The organism is Flavobacterium xanthum, assembly GCF_900142695.1.
Taxonomy (GTDB): domain Bacteria; phylum Bacteroidota; class Bacteroidia; order Flavobacteriales; family Flavobacteriaceae; genus Flavobacterium; species Flavobacterium xanthum.
On record NZ_FRBU01000048.1, the window covers coordinates 1 to 23,296 of the forward strand.

General features: G+C 34.7%; 12 protein-coding genes. All 12 read left to right on the forward strand.

What is annotated here, in order from left to right; genetic code table 11:
* The first annotated feature begins 181 nt into the window (after positions 1 to 181).
* The 12 genes from BUC11_RS14635 to BUC11_RS14690 all read left to right on the forward strand — a co-directional run bounded on the left by BUC11_RS14635 (position 182) and on the right by BUC11_RS14690 (position 23,232).
* A complete protein-coding gene (locus BUC11_RS14635) occupies positions 182 to 6,592 on the forward strand; it encodes an RHS repeat-associated core domain-containing protein (RefSeq protein ID WP_084129694.1) in 6,411 nt (2,136 codons plus the stop codon).
* Positions 6,593 to 6,595: 3 nt separating this feature from the next.
* A complete protein-coding gene (locus tag BUC11_RS14640) occupies positions 6,596 to 7,102 on the forward strand; it encodes an Imm26 family immunity protein (protein ID WP_073355264.1) in 507 nt (168 codons plus the stop codon).
* A 236-nt stretch (positions 7,103 to 7,338) separates the two neighbouring features.
* Positions 7,339 to 8,115 carry a hypothetical protein gene (locus tag BUC11_RS14645; protein WP_139259520.1) on the forward strand — a complete coding sequence of 259 codons (777 nt, stop codon included), beginning with the start codon at positions 7,339 to 7,341 and terminating at the stop codon, positions 8,113 to 8,115.
* 30 nt (positions 8,116 to 8,145) lie between these two features.
* Positions 8,146 to 9,546: a hypothetical protein gene (locus tag BUC11_RS14650; RefSeq protein ID WP_073355267.1), complete on the forward strand. Its 1,401-nt coding sequence runs from the start codon at positions 8,146 to 8,148 to the stop codon at positions 9,544 to 9,546.
* Positions 9,510 to 12,155 (forward strand): T9SS type B sorting domain-containing protein, encoded by a 2,646-nt coding sequence (locus BUC11_RS14655; protein WP_073355269.1) that lies wholly within the window; start codon positions 9,510 to 9,512, stop codon positions 12,153 to 12,155. The genes BUC11_RS14650 and BUC11_RS14655 overlap by 37 nt, the downstream gene beginning before the upstream one ends.
* Positions 12,156 to 12,469: 314 nt before the next feature.
* Complete coding sequence (locus BUC11_RS14660) at positions 12,470 to 13,705, forward strand: exonuclease SbcCD subunit D (protein ID WP_073355271.1); 1,236 nt, start codon at positions 12,470 to 12,472, stop codon at positions 13,703 to 13,705.
* A gap of 1 nt (position 13,706) precedes the next feature.
* Positions 13,707 to 17,441: an AAA family ATPase gene (locus tag BUC11_RS14665; RefSeq protein WP_073355273.1), complete on the forward strand. Its 3,735-nt coding sequence runs from the start codon at positions 13,707 to 13,709 to the stop codon at positions 17,439 to 17,441.
* A gap of 41 nt (positions 17,442 to 17,482) precedes the next feature.
* Entirely contained in the window at positions 17,483 to 18,772 is a 1,290-nt protein-coding gene (locus BUC11_RS14670) for an ABC-three component system protein (RefSeq protein ID WP_073355275.1), read from the forward strand.
* Complete coding sequence (locus BUC11_RS14675) at positions 18,765 to 19,454, forward strand: ABC-three component system middle component 1 (RefSeq protein WP_073355276.1); 690 nt, start codon at positions 18,765 to 18,767, stop codon at positions 19,452 to 19,454. The genes BUC11_RS14670 and BUC11_RS14675 overlap by 8 nt, the downstream gene beginning before the upstream one ends.
* The gene (locus BUC11_RS14680) at positions 19,435 to 21,735 is read left to right on the forward strand and encodes an AAA family ATPase (protein ID WP_073355278.1); all 2,301 of its coding nucleotides are present in this window, start codon (positions 19,435 to 19,437) and stop codon (positions 21,733 to 21,735) included. The genes BUC11_RS14675 and BUC11_RS14680 overlap by 20 nt, the downstream gene beginning before the upstream one ends.
* Before the next feature lie 36 nt (positions 21,736 to 21,771).
* Positions 21,772 to 22,674 carry a BRCT domain-containing protein gene (locus BUC11_RS14685; RefSeq protein ID WP_073355280.1) on the forward strand — a complete coding sequence of 301 codons (903 nt, stop codon included), beginning with the start codon at positions 21,772 to 21,774 and terminating at the stop codon, positions 22,672 to 22,674.
* A gap of 6 nt (positions 22,675 to 22,680) precedes the next feature.
* Positions 22,681 to 23,232 carry a hypothetical protein gene (locus BUC11_RS14690; protein ID WP_073355281.1) on the forward strand — a complete coding sequence of 184 codons (552 nt, stop codon included), beginning with the start codon at positions 22,681 to 22,683 and terminating at the stop codon, positions 23,230 to 23,232.
* Positions 23,233 to 23,296 lie beyond the last annotated feature (64 nt).

The window sequence follows — 23,296 nt, forward strand, 5'->3', positions numbered from 1 at the left end:
TAACATAAATTCATTTTTGTCCATGTCTAAATTGTTTAGAACAAAACTACTACCTTAGGTTAATCTAAAAAATATGTGGTTCGTCGGGCGGATACAAACATACCCATCAGGAACATATCTAATTGTTTTGTCTTACACCAATGGGGAACAAAAAAATATTAAAATCATTAAACAATAGCATATGAAGAATTTTTACTTTACCCTACTATTTGTGGGATTCTCTTTTTTTGTTTCTGCACAAGATTTAGAAGGAACACCTGTGCAAGGTTTGAAACCTATAAAAAGGACGCCGAATGCGCTAGAAAAAATATCAAATACTACGAGTCGAGTTAATCAAACTGCTAAAATACTGCCTGCTTCGGCTATAACTCCGACAGGAACATCTACTGAAGTAGGAATAACCGAAGGACAACTGTCAGTTTCACTCACCGGAGGAGCCAGCTATAGCATTCCTATTGCGATGTCACCAGGAATCAATGGGGTTGTTCCACAAGTAAGTTTAACTTACAACAGTCAAGGTGGTAACGGAGTGGCAGGTTATGGTTGGAATATCTCGGGAGTTTCTGCCATTACCAGAATTCCATCAACCAAGTTTCATGATGGTACAATTGATGCCGTAGATTTTGATAATCTGGATCGTTTTGCTTTTGATGGGCAACGCTTGATCGTTAAGAACGGCGGTGTTTATGGTGGCAATGGTACGGTTTACGAAACCGAGAGTTTTTCCAATGTAAAAATAACCTCTTATGGAGTACATCCAAGCGGTGCAAATTACGGTCCTGCTTATTTTCTGGTAGAATACCCAGATGGCTCCAAAGCTTATTATGGAAGGAATCAAAACCAACGATCAATAATGGAATGGGGAATTGCGTCTTGGGAAAATCCGCAAGGAGTACAAATTGTCTATGAATACATAGACGCTACTATTCCATTGGTTATTAAATCCATCTATTATGGAGCAATAATTGAAGAAGCAGGAATCAACAAGATTAATTTTCTTTATGAAGTAAGAAAAAGACCAGAACAGATTTATGCTGGTGGGCAAAGTTTGGTAAATAACAAAATTCTAAAAAAAATTCAGGTTACTGGTAACGGTGTTGGTTTTAGGAATTATGATTTAGCGCATGATTTGACCTCGTTAGGTTATGAACGCTTGACAAGTGTAACCGAAAAAAGTGGTGATAATACCAAAAGCTACAATCCTACTATGTTTAGCTATGAAAATACTAATGAATTAATCACATATTCACCAATTACAGCCAGTTTGACCGTTGGAAATATATCATCACAAAATACTTCAACCGTTTCTGGAGATTTTGATGGAGATGGTAAAATGGATTTCTTACTGTATCCCACAACAGGTACCGATAGTAAAGCAAAATATTGGCTTTTTTCCGACATCAGTTCAGGAACTAGCACAAATATAGGTTGGGAACACCCTGTGGGTAAATTTGATGATATTTTCCCGGTCTCATGGTTAAGTTGGAGTAACAAATTGATGCCGATGCAGGGATGGGCCGTTATCAAATTAAACTCCTCCACAGATACCACTACTTTTAGTACTTATTCTGCGGGTATTACAAGTCCAATTTATTTTCAATACGAAAAAGCATATCAATTCCCGAAATTCATTTACTATAATGATTATAATTGTGGCGGCAATGAGCCAATGCTGCAACGAGTCAATAACACTAGTAGGATTATTGTTCCAATTGAAGAGGAACCACCTCTGCCGATTGAACTAGATATACCAAAAAGTTATGTAAATGGAGATTTTAATGGTGATGGTCTGACGGATGTAGTTGCTATCGAAAAGCCAATTACCTATTCTTATCAGTATGGATGCTACGGATATACCACAACACGTTCTGGAGGAAACTCATATTTTGTAAACCTAGACAGAAGATTGACTGCTGATTTTGTAAATCATGCGGGCTACATAACATCCAACGCGAACAGCAAATTTATGGTTGCTGATTTTAACGGGGATGGAAAATCGGATATATTTGTTTTTGATGCAGGTTTTCTAAAAGTTTATACATTAAGTGATGCTAACTATTTTGTATTGCTCTATCAAAACACAACAGCTGATACTAGCATAGTTCTTGATAAACCAATCTTGATGGGGGATTACAATGGAGATGGAAAAACCGACTTTATTATTCCAAAAGCATATGGAAATAATTATGCGAAATATACATCAACTGGTGTATCATTTATAAAAACCGATGTAATTTATAGCATTCCTTATCAGCAAAATAATTCAGCCGATACCTTTCAAATTATTCCAAGTGATCTAAATAATGATGGGAAAACTGATTTGATTTTAGTTAGAACATATAGAAATAACACCAGTCAAACAGCTACAATAGCAGGAATTAATTCATACCAAAAAGGCTTTGTAAGTATGCGTTTATTCAGAAATATGGATTCTAATTTTGTTTCAGATATGTATAAGGAGACAGGACTACAAAGTAATATATTAGCCTATCCTTTGCCTATCTTTCTTTCTGCAGACAAGCTTAATAAAAAACTTGAAATTTCCTTTGCTTCAAATAATAACATTCATCATTTCCAATCTCAAATGGACTTTAGTGTTGACCGCTTACTTAGTACCATCACCACAGGCAATGGCGTTACCGAATCCATTACTTATCAACCATTAGATCCCCATTCAACAGAAGGTTATAATTCTATTTATACGGATAGCGGTTATACAGAAAACTATCCAAATACGGATATTGTTGTAGCTCCAACATTTCAGGTGGTAACAAAATTGGAAAAACAAAGTACAGCTGTTTATAAGAAACAATTATTTTCTTATTATGGTGCGGTTTCTAATTTAGAAGGCCTTGGTTTTCTGGGGTTCCGTTCTACGATGCGGACCAATTGGCATGATGATAACACAACCATTATATCAAGTATTTCAAAATTCGATGTAAATTTAAGAGGTGCCAATACCGAGAATTATTCTGTGCTGTATTTGGGGTATCTTTCAGGTAATTATACGGCTACTGATTTTATTTCAAAATCTTTACTGACATATGAAAGCGAACTTTTACCAAGCAAAGTATATAAAATCAAGAATACCATTTCACAACAGTATAATGGGCTGGACAATACCAATAGCGAGACCACAACCGTATATGACACCTATAATAATCCCACGCAATCGACCACAACGCTCAAAAATGGAACAACCATAGAACAAACCAGCGTGAGTAATGTAGGGTATGACAACCAACCGGCAGCATCGACCTATTATATTGGCAGACCCACCAGCAAAACACAAAGCGTGACGGCTTCGGGAGATACCATGACCAGTGAAGAATTATATACATTCACGAATCATCTGCTATCTCAAGTAAGGAAAAAGGGACATAATATGGATTATATTACCGAGGACAATATTTATGATACTTTTGGCAACATCACAAAAAAAACAATAACAGCAATAGGGCTCACACCAAGAGTTACAAATTATGAATACGACACCTCGGGGCGTTTTTTAACAAAAAGTATTGATATTGAGGGATTGGCAACAACATTTGCATATAACACCAGCAACGGATTATTAAACTCCGAGACCAATCCATCTGGCTTAAATACATCTTACAGTTATGATGCTTGGTTTAAGAAAATAAAAACAACCGATTATCTGGGCAAAAGCAATACCTATAGCTATACTCGAAGTTCCGAAAAATCCATTGTAACCACCACTGGACATGATGGCAGTGGCAGTCAAGAAGTATTTGACGATTTGGGAAGAAAAATTACATCGGCAGTCAAAGACCTCAATGGGAATTTTTCTACTGTTTCTTATTTATATGATATTTATGATCGAAATTATAAAGTAAGCGAACCATATTTTGGTACCAGTCCAACCCAATGGAATGAAACTCAATATGACGTTTATAGCAGAATAAGCCAAAGCATTTCCTTTACGGGAAAGACAGTTACCATGGGATATTCCGGATTGACCACAACGGTGAATGACGGAACAAAAACCAAATCTTCAACAAAAAATGCCATAGGCAATGTGGTGGCTATGACCGATACACCAGGGGGGACGATCAACTACACTTATTTTGCCAATGGCAATTTGAAAACTACAAATTATGGCGGAGTAATAACTAACATAGAACAGGATGGCTGGGGAAGAAAGACCAAACTGATAGATCCCTCAGCAGGAACGTATACGTATACCTATAATTTATTGGGAGAAACCACCAGTGAAACCACTCCAAACGGAGTTACGACCTATACTCTTGATGCTGTAGGCAAATTGACCAAGAAAACTATAGTAGGAACGAATACCAATAGCGAATCGACTTATGTTTATGACACAGCCACCAAGTTGCTTACGTCAAGTGTATTTAAGAATATTTTAGAAGGAAATACAATTACGAATAACTCGTATGAATACGATTCTTATAAAAGATTGTTTAAAACGACCGAAACAACGCCTTATGCCACTTTTACCAAACAATTCACCTTTGATGCTTTTGGCAGAATAGATAAAAAAACCAGTACAGCGGTAGTATTGGCAAACGGAAAAACAAGTGCAAAAACCATAAAAAACACCTACCAAAATGGTTCTCTTTGGCAAATACTCGATGATGCAACGAGCCAACCGCTTTGGCAAACCAATACGACAAATGCAAGAGGTCAATTGACAACTGCCTCCATGGGCAATGGTAATATTGCAATTACTAACACCTACGACAACTATGGATTTGTAACTCAAATAAAACATGATCGAATAGGTATAAGCCCGGGTAATGTGATGACTTTGAACACGGTTTTTGACCCGCAAAAAGGAAACTTGACTAGCCGCACCAATAGCTTGTTTAACTGGAACGAAAGTTTTCAATACGACAGTTTAGATAGGTTAACTTCTTATACGAATGCACAAGGATTGCAAGAAACCCAAACCTATGACGACCGAGGTAGGATAACGCAAAACGCAGTAGGAACGTATAACTATACTACTACAGCCAAACCGTATCAAAATACCTCGGTAACCATTACACCGGAGGCCAAAACCTATTATACTCCCAAGCCTACCCAAAACATCAGCTATAACAGCTTTAAGAGCCCCGTGCAAATTGAGGAAGCAGGCATTGACAAAATCAGTTTTACTTACAACGATGGTAATGACCGTAGCACTATGTTTTACGGTGGATTGCAGGACGACAAACTGCTTAGACAATACCGCAAGCACTTTTCTGCTGACGGTACTATGGAGATAAAACAGAATAGTGCCACTGGCGAAGTAGAATTTGTAACCTATATAGGCGGCGATGGTTATACTGCACCAATTGTATTAAAAAGTAACGGTACAACCCAAAATTATTTATATTTACACCGCGATTACCAAGGCAGTATTCTGGCTATAACCAACGACACTGGACAAGTGTTAGAAAAACGCCTCTTTGACGCTTGGGGTAATATTGCAAAAGTACAGGACGGAACAGGGAATAATCTGAATGGACTTACTATTCTTGACAGAGGCTACACGGGGCATGAGCATTTGCAAAGTGTAGGACTCATACACATGAATGGGCGCTTATATGATCCTAAGTTGCATCGTTTCCTGCAACCCGATAACTATGTGCAAGACCCATTTAATACCCAAAATTATAATAGATACGGGTATTGTTGGAATAATCCGTTTAAATACACAGACCCTAGCGGGGAGTGGATTTGGATTGTAGTTGCCGCTATTGTAGGAGGTGTTGTCAATTGGGCTACTCACGGTTGCCAGTTTAATATGGAAGGACTTAAAGCCTTTGGAATTGGGGCAGCTGCTGGTACAATAGGAGCACTTACAGGAGGGGCTGCATTTGCTGCTGCGGGAGGAGCTGCAGGAGGAATCGGAGGTGCTTTAGCCGGTGCTGCTGGTGGTGCGGCAGGTGCTGCATACTCACAAGTTGTTTTGAGCGTAGGAAATCATATTGCTTTTGGAGACCCACTAATGTCGGGTAAAGAATTTATCACAGGTATTGCTTTTGGAGCTGTACTAGGAGGTGCTACCAATGGTATTGCAGCTTTGAGAAACGGCAGAACATTTTGGAAAGGCACACTACCGAATCCTCAAGTATCGCCAATATCTTTGCCAAGTGTTGGTATCAAACAAGGACAAGCCCCTGAAATAAAAACAGATGCAAAATTGCCTAGTACGACTCAGACTAACACAGCTCCAACAACACAAGCCAACACGACTGGTAAAGTTACTTTTACAAAAAATATTGACGGTAATGGTTATAAAATTGATGGTCTTGGGATCATAGATGATGGTGCTGGTACAAATTCAGTATATCAAGGTATAGATAAAGCTACTGGACAAGTAAAATATTATGGAATAACAGAGAGAGTTCCTGATGTAAGATTTGGCGAGCACTTTAATTCCATTGGTACTGGTAAAGAATTATTGAGATACGAGGTAATTGATGGAATGGAAAATTTGAGTAGAATAAATGCACGAATATTAGAACAATCATTGATAAATCAAGCAGGAAAAAGTAACTTATTAAATATCAGAAACTCTATTGCACCAAAATATTGGGTTCAGTATGGCATAAAAAATTAAAAAATGAAACGAGTAATTGTAAAAAAAGGGGATATCTTTTTTGTTAAAATTAATGATACTACCAAACGCTATTTTCAATACATAACAAATGATTTAAAACAACTTAATAGTGATGTGATTAGATGTTTTAAAAAGATATACTCAATAGAAGAAAACCCAAATTTAGCCGAAATAATAAAAGATGAAGTATTTTTTTATGCACATTGTGTAGTTAAGTTTGGAGTTAAACTAAGTTATTGGGAAAAAGTAGGTAATATAACCAATGTAGGAACTTTTGAGCATATTTTGTTTCGCGGTACTAATGACTATGGCACAATAGAAGGAGAAGAGCCTATTAAAGTTTCAAATAATTGGTATGTATGGCATATAAATGATGTCGTTTCTGAAAAAGTAGGAAAACTTGAAGGAGAAAATAGGAAGGCAGAAATAGGAATTGTTATGGATCCCGAAAGTATTGTACATAGAATTAGAACAGGTTGCTATGATGGATTTTATCCAGATTATGAATAGCTACTCTGATCGATCAGATATAGAAAAACCACGATGGCTGGGAAATACAAGAATTTCTCTCTTGAAAGATTGCGCGGAATTGCATTCCGTGTCCACAAATAAAAAGATTTAAGTGTATTGAAGCATAAAACGATCTAAAATTATACAAATGAAAATCCAAATTGTTTTTTTGGTTCTCAATAGACTTAGATTAATTAATTTTATAATAGTAACAAGAAAAGAATCAAATAAATAAAATGAAACGAATACTCTATCTACTTCCTTTGCTTTTCTGCATGTGCACGTCATCAGACGATACTACAAACCAAAGCACTTTCAGCATAGCAATAGCACCATCAAAAACAACGGTTACTATCGACGAACCTTTTACCGTTACGGTTACAAGCAACGAAACAATGAAGTGGATGGCGGTAACAAAAGATGGCTCCGACCCGGTTGATTTTAGTGGTTCAAATTTTGGAACTTCAAAGGAGCTGTATTTCAATTTTGACACTTTGGGTACCAAAACAATCAAGATAAAAGTCAAAAATGAAAAAGAGGAAGAAACGACAAAAACAGTTTTGGTTACGGTAACCAGAGGCAATGCCATTAAGATTACTGGCTTACAGGTGAAATCGTTTTACAAGATGAATACTGCTTGGGATCCGGAATATCCTGCAACGGATAGTAACCGCTTGGCAGATGTGTCTTTTGGTTTGGTAAAACAACAACAAAGTAACCCTTTTTCTAGTGACTATTTTAGTAATAGCTCTTGGTGCCGTTCCACCGTCAAAGAAAATCAGGGCGATTTAACCTGGGATTTGTCATCCTTAAATTTATTCATCAACCCAAATGCTTCTTTGCGATTTGGATTGGCCGATATAGATGGTCAATTGGGACAAGATTTGCTAAATGGTCCACCGGATTACAAGACCATTAGTTTTTCTTCCTATCTTGCTACCAAACCCGGCACGATAACCTACTCATTTCCGGAAATAAATCTAGAGTTTATAGTATCGGTGCAATGGCCATAAGATTAATATTTAGTAGGATAGAATAAACCCATGAAATTCAAACTTTTTCTTTTAATGACACTTTACACCTCACTCGCTTTCTCGCAACAGGAAGCGAGTGTTTGGTATTTTGGAGAAAATGCAGGACTTAAATTCAATCCGGATGGTAGTGTTAATTCATTAGGAGATGGTAAACTAAATACAAGTGAAGGTTGTGCTTCTATTGCTAACAGCAATGGAGATTTATTATTTTATAGTGATGGTCGCACCGTTTGGGACAAGAATCATGTAGTGATGCCAAACGGAGATTATCTAAATGGGACTGGCTTGTTTGGAGATATTTCTAGTACTCAGTCCGCTATAATAGTTCCCAAACCAGGGAGCCCAAACCTATATTATATTTTCACATTGGATGAGCCTCACCAGGAGAATGCTGCTGTATATCCTAATGCATTTTCCGGAAATTACATGGAAACGGATAGTGGTAAAACACCCGATAATGATGATGGATTGAATAATGGGTTGAATTATTCGATTGTTGATTTAAGCAAAACAGGTAGTAATGGTAGTAAAGGAGACATTGTAAGTAGAAACAATCATCTGATTACTTATGATACCAATCTCTTAGGAGAAGAAATAAAATATAAGTGTTCAGAAAAATTGACCGCTGTAAAAGATGCTTCAGGAAATGGTTATTGGGTTATTACACAGTTTACAGATAATTTTTACGCATTTAGAGTAACATCAAGCGGAGTAAGTACTACTCCAGTAAAGTCAGTCGTTTTACCCAGTATTCCTACCTTTGGATATCGTAGAAATGCGATAGGGTATCTAAAAGCATCTCCAAATGGCAAAAAATTAGCAGCAGCTTTTGATCAAATTGATACGGCGACTAGTCCATATAATAATTATAAAGGCTCGTTGTATACATTTGATTTTGATACATCGACTGGTATTGTTTTAAACTCTAAATTAATTCTTTCTGATGTTAAAGCCTATGGAGTGGAGTTTTCTAATAATTCTAATGTTCTCTATGCGAGCTTTAATGCCTCGGTAGGTAATTCTTATCAGTTGGCGCAATTTGATTTATTGAGTATGGATATTCCTAATTCAAAAACAGAAATTTTTGGAGGTAGTTATGGCGTTGGAGCTTTGCAATTAGCACCAAATAAAAAAATTTATTTTTGCACATACAGTTTTGAATCTTTGGCAGTTGTAAATAATCCAGATGTTTTGGGATTAGGTTGTGATTTTGATAAAGAAGGACAGAAACTTGCCCAAAATACAAAACGTATTTTGGGTTTACCTCCATTTATTACCTCTTTTTTCGATGCATTTTTTGATGCAAAAAAATTGTGTCTGGGAACTGCAACTGAATTTACATTAAATTCATCGGAAACCATTACTTCTGCCACATGGGATTTTGCGATGGAATTTCTAGCACGGCTTTAAGTCCAGCTCATCAATATGCCACGGCGGGAACTTATACAGTTTCGGTAACAGTGACAGGTGTAACAGGTTCTACGACAAAAACTAAAGATATTGTTATTTCACAAGTTCCCACAGCAACTGCTCCTCAAAATATGCTAATTTGCGACGATAATAATGACGGTTCATCTAATTTTGATTTAACCACACAAAACCCGGCAATTCTAAACGGTCAGGATCCAAATTCATATAGTATAAACTATTTTGCCAATGCTACGGATTACACCAATAATGTAGCTATTGTGGCTCCCAGTAAGTACATAAACACAATTCCCTATCAGCAACAAACCATTATTGCTGAAGTTTCTAACAAGGTGAATACAACTTGCAAAAGCACCACAAGCTTTAGTATTGATGTTTTTGATTCGCCATTGCCGAGTTTACCCATAAACATTCTGAATCTCACTGTTTGTGACAATACAAGTGTTGGTACAGATACCGATGGACGTGTAATTTTTGATTTAACACAAAGAGCATCCACAGTTTTAAACGGACAATTGGCTACCCAATTTTCACTTTCTTACTTTAAAGATGCAGCACTAACCCAACCTATAGTCATTCCTACAACCTACCAAAATACAAATCCTTTAGAAACGATATACGTGAAAATGGTTAATAAAGACAATGCGAGTTGTTCGGCAACAACATCATTTACAATTCAGGTGTTGGCTTTACCGATAATTACCAATGGTGTCGATTTAAAACAATGTGATGATAATACTGATGGTTTTAGTGTTTTTAACTTAGAAGAAGGGATTTCTAAAATAACAAATAATGCGTCATCAGAAACCATTTCTTTTTATACAACGCAAACTGACGCTCAAAACAATACCAATCCAATAGCAAATGTTACAAGTTACACCAATCAAATTGTAAGTGTAGACAAAGTGTATGTGAGAGTTACCAACAGCAATGGCTGTTATAGAATTGCACAACTGAATCTGATTGTTTCGACCACGCAAATTCCTTTAAATTTCACACGAACTTTTACGCAATGCGATGATGCAATTTCGGGCACGAATACCGATGGAATCAGTTCATTTGATTTTAGTAATTTGACCAATCAAATTCAGAATATTTTCCCCATTGGACAGCAATTAGACATTACTTATTATAGAAATTTAGTCGATGCTCTCGCCGAAAAAGATGCCATCTCCGATATTTCAAATTATAGAAACATCGGTTATCCAAATACCCAAAAGATATACATTCGTGTAGATAGCAGATTGAATAATGATTGTTTGGGCTTAGGAAGTCATATCACGCTCAACGTAGAAGCAATTCCAGTGGTAAAACCTGTTATTGAAAGTCATTGTGACGACAATCAGGATGGGGTATATGCTTTTGATACTTCAGGACTACAAACTAACGTGTTAAACGGATTAACCAATGTTACCGTTGCTTATTTTGACCAAAACAATAATTCATTACCCAGCCCTTTACCAAATCCGTTTACAACGGCTTCGCAAACGTTAAAAGTGGTCGTAACGAATAGCACCCCAAAAGCCTGTTCTTTTGATTCAACAATACAATTTATTGTTTCCGATTTGCCGGAAGCATTTCCAGTTCCAACATCGTTAACCACTATTTGTGACGATGAACCTGACCCTAGTGTACAAGACGGGAAATATGCTTTTGATACAACAACATTTGAAAATATAATTTTAGGAGGGCAAACCGGAATGACGGTTCATTATTTTGACGGAAATAATAATCTGCTTTCGAGTCCGTTACCTAATCCATTTGTTACGGAAACACAAAATATAAGAGTAGAGGTAATAAATCCATTAAACAATTCTTGTGCTGCAGCAGTAATACTTCCATTTGTTGTAAATCCTGTTCCCAACATTAATTTACTGGGAGACGAATTGGTGTGCAGCAACCTATCTACATTTACAAAAGTAATTGATGCAGGAATTCAGGATGGTAGCCCGATTGCTAATTATAGCTATGCTTGGTTCTTTAATGGAAATCCCATTGCAGGCGAGAATAATTACACCCTAACCGTCAATAAAGCAGGTATATATACCGTGGAAGTTTCCAATGCACAAGGTTGTTCCAGAACAAGAACCATTACGGTTATGGCCTCAGATATAGCCAAAATAACAGGAATTAACATTGTAGATTTAGCAGATTCTAATAGTATCACTATTTCGGTATCCGGTGCCGGAGATTATGTATATGCGCTGGATGAGGAATTTAGCACCTACCAAACGGAAAACACTTTCGGCAATGTTCCTGCAGGAATCCATACGGTTTTTGTTAAGGATTTGAACGGTTGTGGTGTAGTTCCAAAAGAAGTAGCCGTATTGGGAATACCAAATTATTTCACGCCAAACGGCGACGGTTTGAATGATACTTGGAATCTTAAAGGCGCAAATGAAACACTCAATGTAAAAACGATCATCCAAATTTTTGACCGCTATGGGAAATTAATTAAACAAATCAGTCCGGTAGGCGAAGGCTGGAATGGAACATTTAATGGGCAACAAATGCCAGCAACGGATTATTGGTATTCAATACAATTAGAAGATGGTAGAATTATCAAAGGGCATTTTGCTTTGAAACGTTAGTACATTATTTTAGTTATTTATTTCTTGAGAATGCTATTTCAAATAGATTCATTATTAATCCTATAGTTTACGTATCTGATTTGCTTATTATATATTTACGAAAACAACAAGGTTTTAGATAAATTAACAGCTAGATATTAGTGATATTAATTATAAAAAAACACGTATAAATACGTGGTAGTTGATTTTTATCAATCAATATATTTGTAAGGGCAATGTGGTTTTCCGTAAAAAAGATTCATATTAAAGAATGATATTTGAATTATCTTACATAATATAATTCAAAAGTATATCGATTAAAAGCAAAGTAAAACATGAAGATTCTCCATACAGCAGACTGGCATATTGGCCAATTGTTTCACGAATATGACCGTACTTATGAACACCAACAGTTTCTAAATTGGCTAGTTGACACTTTGCAAACAGAACAAATAGATGTTTTGCTCATTAGTGGAGATGTTTTTGATATTTCCAACCCATCTGCATCATCCATAAAAATGTTTTATTCCTTTCTAAACAAAGCGACTAGAGCAAATCCTGATCTACAGATCATCATCACAGCTGGCAATCATGATTCTGCATCGCGTTTAGAAGCTCCAAAACCATTATTGGAATCTTCTAATGTACATATTATAGGATTGGTTGAAAAAGATGCAGAAGGCAATATAGACTACCAAAAGCTACTTGTTCCTATTCATGATGATTCGAAAAATGTAAAAATATGGTGTCTTGCGATTCCCTTTTTGCGCATGGGCGACTATCCAACTATATTAAATTGTGCAAATCCTTATACTGAAGGAGTAACTGCATTATATAAAGACGCATTTGAATATGCTAGTTTGAAAAAGCAAGATGGACAAACCATCATTGCTATGGGGCATTTGCATACCCATCACGCCGAAGTAAGCGATTTGGATAAAACAGAAAGGCTTATTATGGGAGGTGTAGAATGTATTCCGGCTACTGCATTTCATCAAGATATCAAATATGTAGCACTGGGGCATATTCATAAAGCACAGAGAATAGGCGGAAAAGAACACATTCGGTATTCGGGAAGTCCATTACCAATGTCTTTTTCTGAACTAAATTATAAGCATCAGGTTATCGTTTTTGAACTAGACGAAGAAATCAGCGAGCTAAAATCGATAGAAATTCCATTATCTGTTCCACTTCAAAGGATTCCACAAACTCCTCTGCCATTGCATGAAGTAATTGGATTATTGGATAATCTGCCAATTATGGATAATAATCTACAAACAGTTCCTTTTCTGGAAGTAAGAATACTACTTGACGGACCTGAACCAGCTTTGCGACATAAAGTAGAGATGGCATTAGCAGGAAAGAGAGTTAGGCTTGCTAAAATTGATGTAAAATATCCGGCATCAACCCTGCAAGCACCAGAATTTATTACACCAGATGAACTTAGTGAATTACAGCCTATTGATGTATTTGGTAAAGTATATCAATCTAGGTACAATATTGATGTTCCTAACGATATTCTGCAACTTTTTAAACAAGTAGCAGAAGAAGTAAACCAAACAGCCGAATAAAATGAAGATATTAGCTATACGCATAAAAAACTTGGCCTCATTAGAAGGAAATACTGAGATTGACTTTACTGCTGAGCCACTTTGTTCGGCAGGAATTTTTGCCATTACCGGAGCTACAGGAGCGGGAAAGTCTACAATTTTAGACGCACTATGCCTTGCACTGTATGGTAAAACTCCCAGATATCTACAAGCAAAAGAAACAGGAATAGATATTTTTGACGTGCAGGGAAGCACACTTAGTCAGGGAGACGTTCGAAGTATCTTACGAGACGGAACCGCAGAAGGATTTGCCGAAGTAGATTTTGTGGGCATTGATGGACAGCATTATCGTGCAACTTGGAGCGTAAGACGTGCAAGAAATAAAGCAGAAGGAAGTATGCAGGCTGATTTGATTACGCTAAAAAATATTACTTCCAATGTAGATATTCCTGGCAAAAAGCAAGAAACTTTAAATGAAATTGTACGACTCGTTGGTTTAAATTTTGACCAGTTTACAAGATCGGTATTGTTAGCACAAGGTGATTTTACCGCTTTCATGAAAGCCAGCAAAGACGAAAAATCCTCATTGCTCGAAAAACTAACAGGAACACATATTTACTCCGGAATTTCGAAAAAGATATATGAAAAGTACAAATTTGAAGAACAGCAACTTCGCGACCTTAATTTCAGAAAAGAAGGAATTGTTACACTAAACGAAGAAGAACTAAAAACTTTACTCGAAGAACAGGGTGTTTTAGAAAGCCAAATCAAAGGCTTAGAAAAGGAAATAGAAAATTTAACAACGGAAATAAATTGGCACGAACAACTAGCCAAGCTGCAAAGCAATCATTTAGAAGCTAATGCGGCGTTACAACTATCAACTGAAGTTAAAGTAAATGCTCACGGACGCAGGCAAAAGCTACTAGTGACCGAACAGGCACAACAAACCAGAAGTTGGGTAGATGCACAAAGACATGCCCAACAACAACATATTGAGAAAACAACAATACTGAATACCTTACAAGAAACAATTACTTCGCTTCTGGAGCAAAAAGAAAAACTTGAAATACATCTTTTAGCATCAGAAACTGATCTTAAAGCAAAAAACATAGCTCTTAGTGATACTTTGCCTCTGCTGGAGCAGGCAAGAAAACTGGACACTCTGCTTGCTGAAAGAAAGGAACAAGCAGATAGTGCCCAAAAAGAAGTGGAAAGTGCTTCAGTAAATGTCAACCAACAACAAAAAGTTCTGACGGAGAAGCAAATTGAATTGACCAACCTTTCTGATAAAATAAAGATTATAACAGATTGGAAGACAGAAAATGCAGATCGTAGCCCCATTGCTGACAATAGAAATATTATCCTTTCCAAATTACAGGATGCTCAAAAGCTTTTAGCGATATTACAGACTTCTACTGAGGAGCTGGATGTATTGAAGCATAAAATTAATACCAGTGAAACTGATAAAACAACAACTGATGCAAACTTGGACCAATACACGAAAGAATGGGAAAGTTTAAAAAAAACCTATGATTTACAATCCAAAGAGCTATTATTAATACCTATTGAAACCCTAAATCTGGATAAGGTAGAAGCAGATCGCTATGTTGAAAATACAATAAAAGCTCAGGGCAATTGGCAGCTGTTCTATAATGCAATTACAGACCTTGAAACTTTAAATCAGAAACAACAAAAAGATCAGTCGGATTACAAAATAAAAGAGAAAACTTTAGGAGAACTTGCCCAGAAATTAGTTGTAGAACTTGCTCAAAAAGATACAGCTGCACAACTTTTGAAACATGCCCGACTGGCATCTGCCGAAAATGTAGAAACGGTTAGAGAGACTTTAATCGATAATCAGCCATGTCCGGTATGTGGTAGCACAAGCCATCCCTATGCAGTGCACAATCCGCAATTGGAGAACGTATTGGTTAAGCTGGAAGAAATTTACGATGAAAAAGAACATCTTCACCTCGTTAGTTATCGTGAGCATGTTGCTTTGGAACAAGTGTTTAAAACACTAGAGGAAACCATTCAAAGTCAGAGCGAGGCTCTTAAAATATATGAAGCTGCCCTTGAAAACAAAAAGCAAGCATGGGAGAAATTTGATATTGCAAAAGAAAATCCTTCCATTACCAATGAAAAAAGAGCTGAGTGGATCGAGGAAAAGTTACAGACCCTAAAAGCCAAACAAGCAGACTTGCTTTTGCAAATACAAGGTCATGCCGGCCAAAAACAAAAACTTGAAGCAAGTAAAATCAAAATTGACCAACTAAAAGAAACCATTGACAACCTTGCTAACCAAGTTAAGGACATGAAAAATTCTATCGCCTTATACACGGAACAGCACAGTGGTAAAATTAATGAAAGAAACAAAGCTATATCGGATCTTAGTGAAGTAGAAAAAACACTTTCACCTTATTTCACGACTTCAGACTGGATGGAAAACTGGAAAACAGCTCCATCTACATTTGTAGAAGGTATTGACAGCTTTGCTAAAATATGGGAAGAAAATGCTGAAAAGTTTACGCAATATACCCTTCAAAAAGGAGCATTTGAAGCAACATTAAAAGAACTGGAAAACCAAACCAAAAGCCTTTTAGCAGAGTTTACAATTAAGACAGCAGCGTATACAACTCAGCACCAAAATTATCTTGATCTTAAGCAACAGAGAGAAACCATTTTTGATGGAAAATCTGCAGAAGAAGTTGAGGGTCAGATAAAAAAAGCAGTAACCGAAGCCCAAAAACAACTGGATCTGCTTAAAGAAATACAGCAACAATTGAGTACTAATAATACAAAAGCCAGCACCCAAAAAGAAGAATTGGTTGCAGCATTAATCTCATTAGATAAGGAAGTCCAAAACACTTCGCAAAAAACGGAGATCTGGCTTGGCGATTACAACAAAAGAAACAACCAATTCTTAACCATAGCAGAACTGCATGAACTTCTAACATTAGACAATTATTGGATTGAAAACGAGCGTACTGCATTAAAAATTATTGATGATGAAGTAACCAAAACAACCTCCATACTAGTTGAAAGAAAGCAATTGTTGGAGGACCATCAACAAAAGTTCTTATCCGAACGCCCATTTGATGAGCTCAACGTAATAATTACGACTGCAAAATCAGACGTTGAACTACAGAAACATAAAAGAGGGGAAATTGGTTTTCAATTACAACAAGACGAAACCAATAAAAATAAAATCGATGACTTGCTGACAAGCATCTCAACCCAAGCTAAGATTACAGAAAACTGGAGTAAATTGAATGAAATTATCGGTTCTGCAGATGGTAAGAAATTCCGCCAGATTGCGCAGGAATATACGCTCGATGTTCTACTAGCTTATGCTAATATTCATCTTCAGGTACTAACCAGTAGATATAAAATTGAACGCATTCCTGCTACGCTTGGCTTACAGGTTGTAGATCAGGACATGGGCGATGAAGTACGAACCGTCTACTCGCTTTCTGGCGGTGAATCTTTCTTGGTGTCACTTGCCTTAGCCTTGGGACTGGCTTCATTATCATCAAGCCGTATGAAAGTGGAGTCTTTATTTATTGATGAAGGTTTTGGTTCTTTGGACCCTACGACACTGAATATTGCGATGGATGCTTTGGAGAGATTACATAATCAAGGTCGTAAGGTTGGTGTGATCTCCCACGTTCAGGAAATGACCGAAAGAATTCCTGTACAGATTAAAGTGAGCAAGCAACAGAGTGGGAAAAGTAAGGTGGAAGTAATTGGAATTTAATGTTACATATTATCTGCAAACAAAATTTAAAATAACAAAAAATGGCTATACAACATTTACCACATACTGCAGTACCATCTTGGAGTGGTTTTATTTATCAAGGCAGAATAGGGCTCTATTATATATTGAAACAGCTTAATTCTAATACTGAAGATGAAATAAATGAATTGGTATTTCAGATAGATTCAATTGAAGATTTTACAATACTAAAAAATGCTGTTGGGGGGAATATACCTATTTCGATGCATCAAGTTAAGGCCGTTAAAAGCGATACGTATACAACTTATAGGGATGATTTTACACAATTAGAAAATAAATGGACAGCTATCGGTATACAAACTGTTGAAGCCTTTTTTCATCTTGCAACTCAAAATGAAAAAACGAAAGCACAGATTGAGGTTTTGCATCCAAAGATGAAAATTTATGAATATGAAAATAGTGCGGAATCATGTTCGTTAAATGATATTGATGTAAAAATTAAAGAACAAATTATCTCAATACTTCAGAAGTATAATATTGACGGGCATAATAATCCAAATACCGTCCAATTATTAAGTGAAATAGTAGAAAAAATTGTATCTGACAAAGTGATATATATTCACTCCTTAAATCATGGAGGAATGCCTATAAGAGAGGCGGCATTTAATAATACTATTCCATTATCAATTTTTTTAAATGCATTAAAAACTGACATATCTTCACTCATTCAAGACGAGGAGTATTTTGAGGGAAAGATTAGAAATAATCTTAATAGGTATTACCAGGAGTTCTGCTTAGATTTTGATGAAGACCAATTAAGTACCGCAATAAAGACTAAAATGAATAAATACTCTGTACTTTTCAATTCTTACAACACTATCACTTTCAAAGAATTTTTACAAAGTATTAGGCCACACAAAAAAGTTTCTTATGAAAACTTAGAAAAATATACTGACTTAAGCCTCAATGAAGATGAAATGAAAGATTCTTTCTATCAGATACTATTAGCTATTAAAGAACCTAATATAAGCAATGGAATTGGTTGGGTTTGCTCTGAAAACAAGCTATATTATCCAACTTCTATAGACTATTCTAATTCTGAACCTAGTAGGAAAAAAGTAAGTGAGCGCATAATTAAAACTGCTCTAAGCAAAATGGTAGATGTTCCTTTTAATTCTGATTACTTAATCACTTCAGAATGTAATGTAGATAATATAGAAACTTATGCAAACAATATCAGCCGCATTACTAGTGTGGATACAGGTGAGGCTGAAAAAGAAACAAAAATTACCCAATGGAAAAAAGTTAGCTTAATTGATTTAGAAACAGCAAAAAGAAAATTAAATGATTGATATAATAAATAAAATATTCGTAGAAGCAGGTCTCGAAGAAAAACCTTATGCAGATTTTAAAATATATATTTTAAAAGAGCAAAAAAATTTCTGGGTTATTGCTCATTATGCTGGTGATGAAATAAATAATGTATTGAATGAACAAATAGAACTATTTGTAAAAACAAAGGAAATCGTTCAAGATCCAACTTTTGATAAGAATGTAAATCTATTGGTACTGAATAAGGTTTCAAAATTAGATGATGTTAAATTAGATGATTTGCTACAAATTGAGGAAAATCCATATCACTTTAAGAAAAGTGTGATGTATTATACGGAAGAAGAGTTGAAAAATTTAACATCTGCTATTGATGAATCAAATGTGCTTACTTCCATTGAATCACTTATTTTAAAAGAGGAAATATTTGAACAGCACAAAACAAGTTTCGATGCTAACTCATTCGAATCATTAGTTTATCGAATGGCTATTAAAATACCTTTTCTTAAAATAAGAATCAATCAAACCAATAATTTGAAATCTCTTGAAGAAATAAATAAAAAGTCTGTTGGTAATAACCCACTTGATGAGATATTGGAACAGGATTTTTTCACACTCAGTGATGAGGATTTTAGCAAAATGACAAATGAAACTATTCTTGAAAAATTAAAAGCAATAATACCAAATGAAGATAAACAAAATTAGAATCCAGAATTTTAAGGTATTTGAAGATGTTACCTTAAACTTTAATTCTTCCGATATTATCGTATTTGATGGACCTAACGGTTTTGGAAAGACAACTATTTATGATGCGATCGAATTAGTTTTTACCGGAAGAATAAGAAGATATGAAGACCTAAAGGCTAAACTAATTGATGGAAGACAAATTTTTTCAGAAAATCCATTTCAACATTCCAATGGAATAGGTAAAGATATCTCTGTTACAATTGAGCTTTTCAAAAATGGCCAAATCTATATATTAGAGCGATTTGCAGATGCAACACAAATAAAGCCTTATATAGATTTTTCTGTGTATGAGTTGTTTACGAAAGATGATTTTTTGTCTGAAAATCGAACATCTGTAGACGATGAAAACCTATTTTTAACAGACTTATTAGGAAAAAATTACAATTCTAATTTTCAATTTCTTAACTACGTAGAACAAGAAGAATGTTTATTCCTGCTTAAACACTCTGATAAAATGAGAAAAAACCATATCGGTCACTTATTTGATCTAAAAGAATTTGAACAAAAAATCAAGAGAATTGATGATCTAAAAAGGAGATTTGATACGATCAATACTGATGAAAACGAAAATTTTAAAATTCTTGATCAAGAAATAAATCAACTAAAGGCAAATATCATTGCAGATGAAACTCCAACTTCTTTCGTAAAATTATTAGAAAAAAAGGATTTATTTTGGGATCAGGAGGAAATTAATCTGTCAACTTACAACTATTTAGAGATTATAAGCACAGATGGAATTCTTGACCGTTTAAAAGTATTTATTGAACGAAAAAGTCTATTTAGTCAGCACAGAAAAAATAGAATCGTTGACTATCTTTTAGAAAATGAAAATCTGGTCAATGACTTTTTCAAATTCCATAATTTTTTATCTAAAAAAGATGAGGTAAGGGAATTAAGAACTAAAGTGACAGCTCTGCAAAATACGATTAAGCAACTAGAAGCACTGAGCCACAATACAGTGGAAGAATCAATAGATTTGAACCCATATGATTTCATTCCAAGTGATTTAAAAGCTACTTTTTCTTCAACCAAGCAAATACTTACATCCAGTCATAATGAACTTTCTGGATTAGATAGAATTTATTCAGACATTTCTGAATCCAGAAATGATTTAAGAGATGAACTTACCGACCTAAGAGAAGCTGGAGTTTCTAGCGGAGAATGTATTTTATGTGGCTATGACTGGAAAAACATTGAAACGCTACTTCTTCAAATAGAAACTAAATCTGAGAAAATCAAAAAGATTAATTCTGATAAAAGCAATCGTCTTCAGGAAGCATTTGCAGAATTTAAATCTGAAACAATTAAACAAATAATAGAGCTGATAAATAAGTTTCTTACTTCTCTTAATTATAATAAAGAATTTGTTTCGCAGTTACTTGAATTAGAGGATAATCATTTTAATGATCTTATAAAAGCTCTTAATTTCCTTGGAATTGATTATTCACAATATCTAAATGATCAACAAATATTAGATATAGCTAACAAGTTAGAGCTATTGAAGACCGAAATCTCCGCTATAAAAGATACGATTAATACGGAATTAGTAGAATCGTATTTTTCAGAGTATTTCCGAGAATATTTCAATAATGAATTTGATCAAGTAGATTCTGTGACTATTGAACAAATTGAAGCAAAGAAAAAACACTTATCTCACAAATTATCATTAAGTCAGAATCAAACTTTACAAACTAAATCTGTACAATTACTTGGGATAACAAAAAAGAGAGAGAGTTCAAAAGAGATATCTAAAAAACTAGATAATTTAAAAAAAACGTATAACTTATCTTTAAAATCTTATCAAAAAAAAATAATTAAAGACATAGAAACTGTATTTCATATATATTCAGGCAGGATTATGCAATCTTTTCAAGGTGGGATAGGACTATTTATCTTTTCCGAAAAAGAGGGAATACGTTTCCAAACTGGATCACACAAAACCTATGATGCCGTATTCACGATGAGTTCTGGGCAATTGTCTGCGTTAATTATTTCTTTCACTCTAGCACTTCACAAGAAGTATTCGCAAAACAAATTAATTTTAATAGACGATCCAGTGCAAACTATGGACGAATTAAATCTTTATGGGTTTATTGATTTGCTAAGAAATGAATTCTACGATAATCAAATAATTATGTCCACTCACGAAGACATGATGTCAGCTTTCATGAGGTATAAATTTAAAAATTATAATCTCTCGGAAAAACGTATCAACTTAAAAGAAATTGCAATTGAATAGCTTTGGTAGAAAATCATCAAAATAAAATAATAAAATATGAGTACTATAGATCAAGAATTATTGAAAATTTACACTTCAAAATCTCAAGCAGACAAGGCAATTAGTTCTCTAAAAGGATTATTGCTTGGTATTAAATCAGATGATGAAGTAAATGAAAAAGAAATTAATGAACTTAGAAAATGGGTAATCGAACATAAACAGTTGATTAATCGCAATCCTTTTAATGAGTTTATGACGATTATTGAAGAAACTATTTCAAACAAAATACCTCCTAAAGAAACAATTGAAGATTTATTTTGGCTGTGCCAAAAATACGAAAGTGATAATTATTACTATAATGCAGTAACTACTGATCTTCAAACTTTACATGGCATTTGTCATGGAATATTATCCGATGGAAATATTGGTGATCAGGAAATATTTGAATTAAATACTTGGCTTTCGGAAAATGAGCATTTAAACACTTATTATCCCTATGATGAGATAAGGAGCCTAATATTATCTATATTATCAGATAACCAAATTGAAGAAGAAGAAAGAATAGTTCTTAAAGCCTATTTTAAGCAATTTGTAAAACTGCAAGATTCAGAATTACAAAAACAAATTGAGATAGAAACATCCGATATTAATATTTCAGGTCTTTGTACAAGCGAGCCAAATGTAGATTTTCTTGAAAAAACATTTTGTATTACAGGAGTATTGAAAAGAGGAAATAGAGAAACCTTACAAAATGATATTAAAAAACTAGGTGGAATACCTACTGATAGCGTTAATAAGAAAACAGATTATCTTATTGTAGGAGATAATGGAAATCCAGCTTGGGCATTTTCCTGTTATGGGCGAAAAGTAGAAAAAGCTTTAAGCTTAAGAAAAGATGGTCATACAATTACAATGATTCATGAATTTGATTTTTCAGATATTATAGATGACCTAATTTAATTATAGATGACAATAATAATTATAATCTTTATAATAATTGTTCTTGTTTCGGTAGGAAAAAAGAAACCGGAGCCTAAAAAAGTTAATTATTATGATGTAGCGAAGAATCAGCGACCAAAGCAGGCTTCCTCTATTAATAGAGCAAATACTATCAATGTCTCTGTAACTAGGTTTAGTTCAAAAACTGACGACTCAATTATAGATGTAGGATCGCAATCTTATAGGATTGATTCCGATTATGGATTAGAATCAAAAGTTCCTTATTGGTCTCATAGTTATGTTTATTCTTATTCAGAAATTAATTATGCCACATCTAATCAAAAAAAGTTTTATCAATATTATAAAACTCAATTTTTGAATGGTCAATTTCTAGATTTAGAAGGCAATACTAATTATGCGTTTATTTTACTTTTCGATTTGTTAAATGAGTTTGATCAACATAAAAACATTGGTCAGCTTGAATCACAATTAGAAATTTTAGGAAATCATTATCCTAAAACTAAAACCTACGGAATAACTTTTCTAATCTTGAATTCAATTAATAAATGCGAAAGTTAGGAATCTCAAAGAAAGATGAAATATTTTTTCAGAACAAAGAAAAGAAAATTAATTCTTTTCCCTG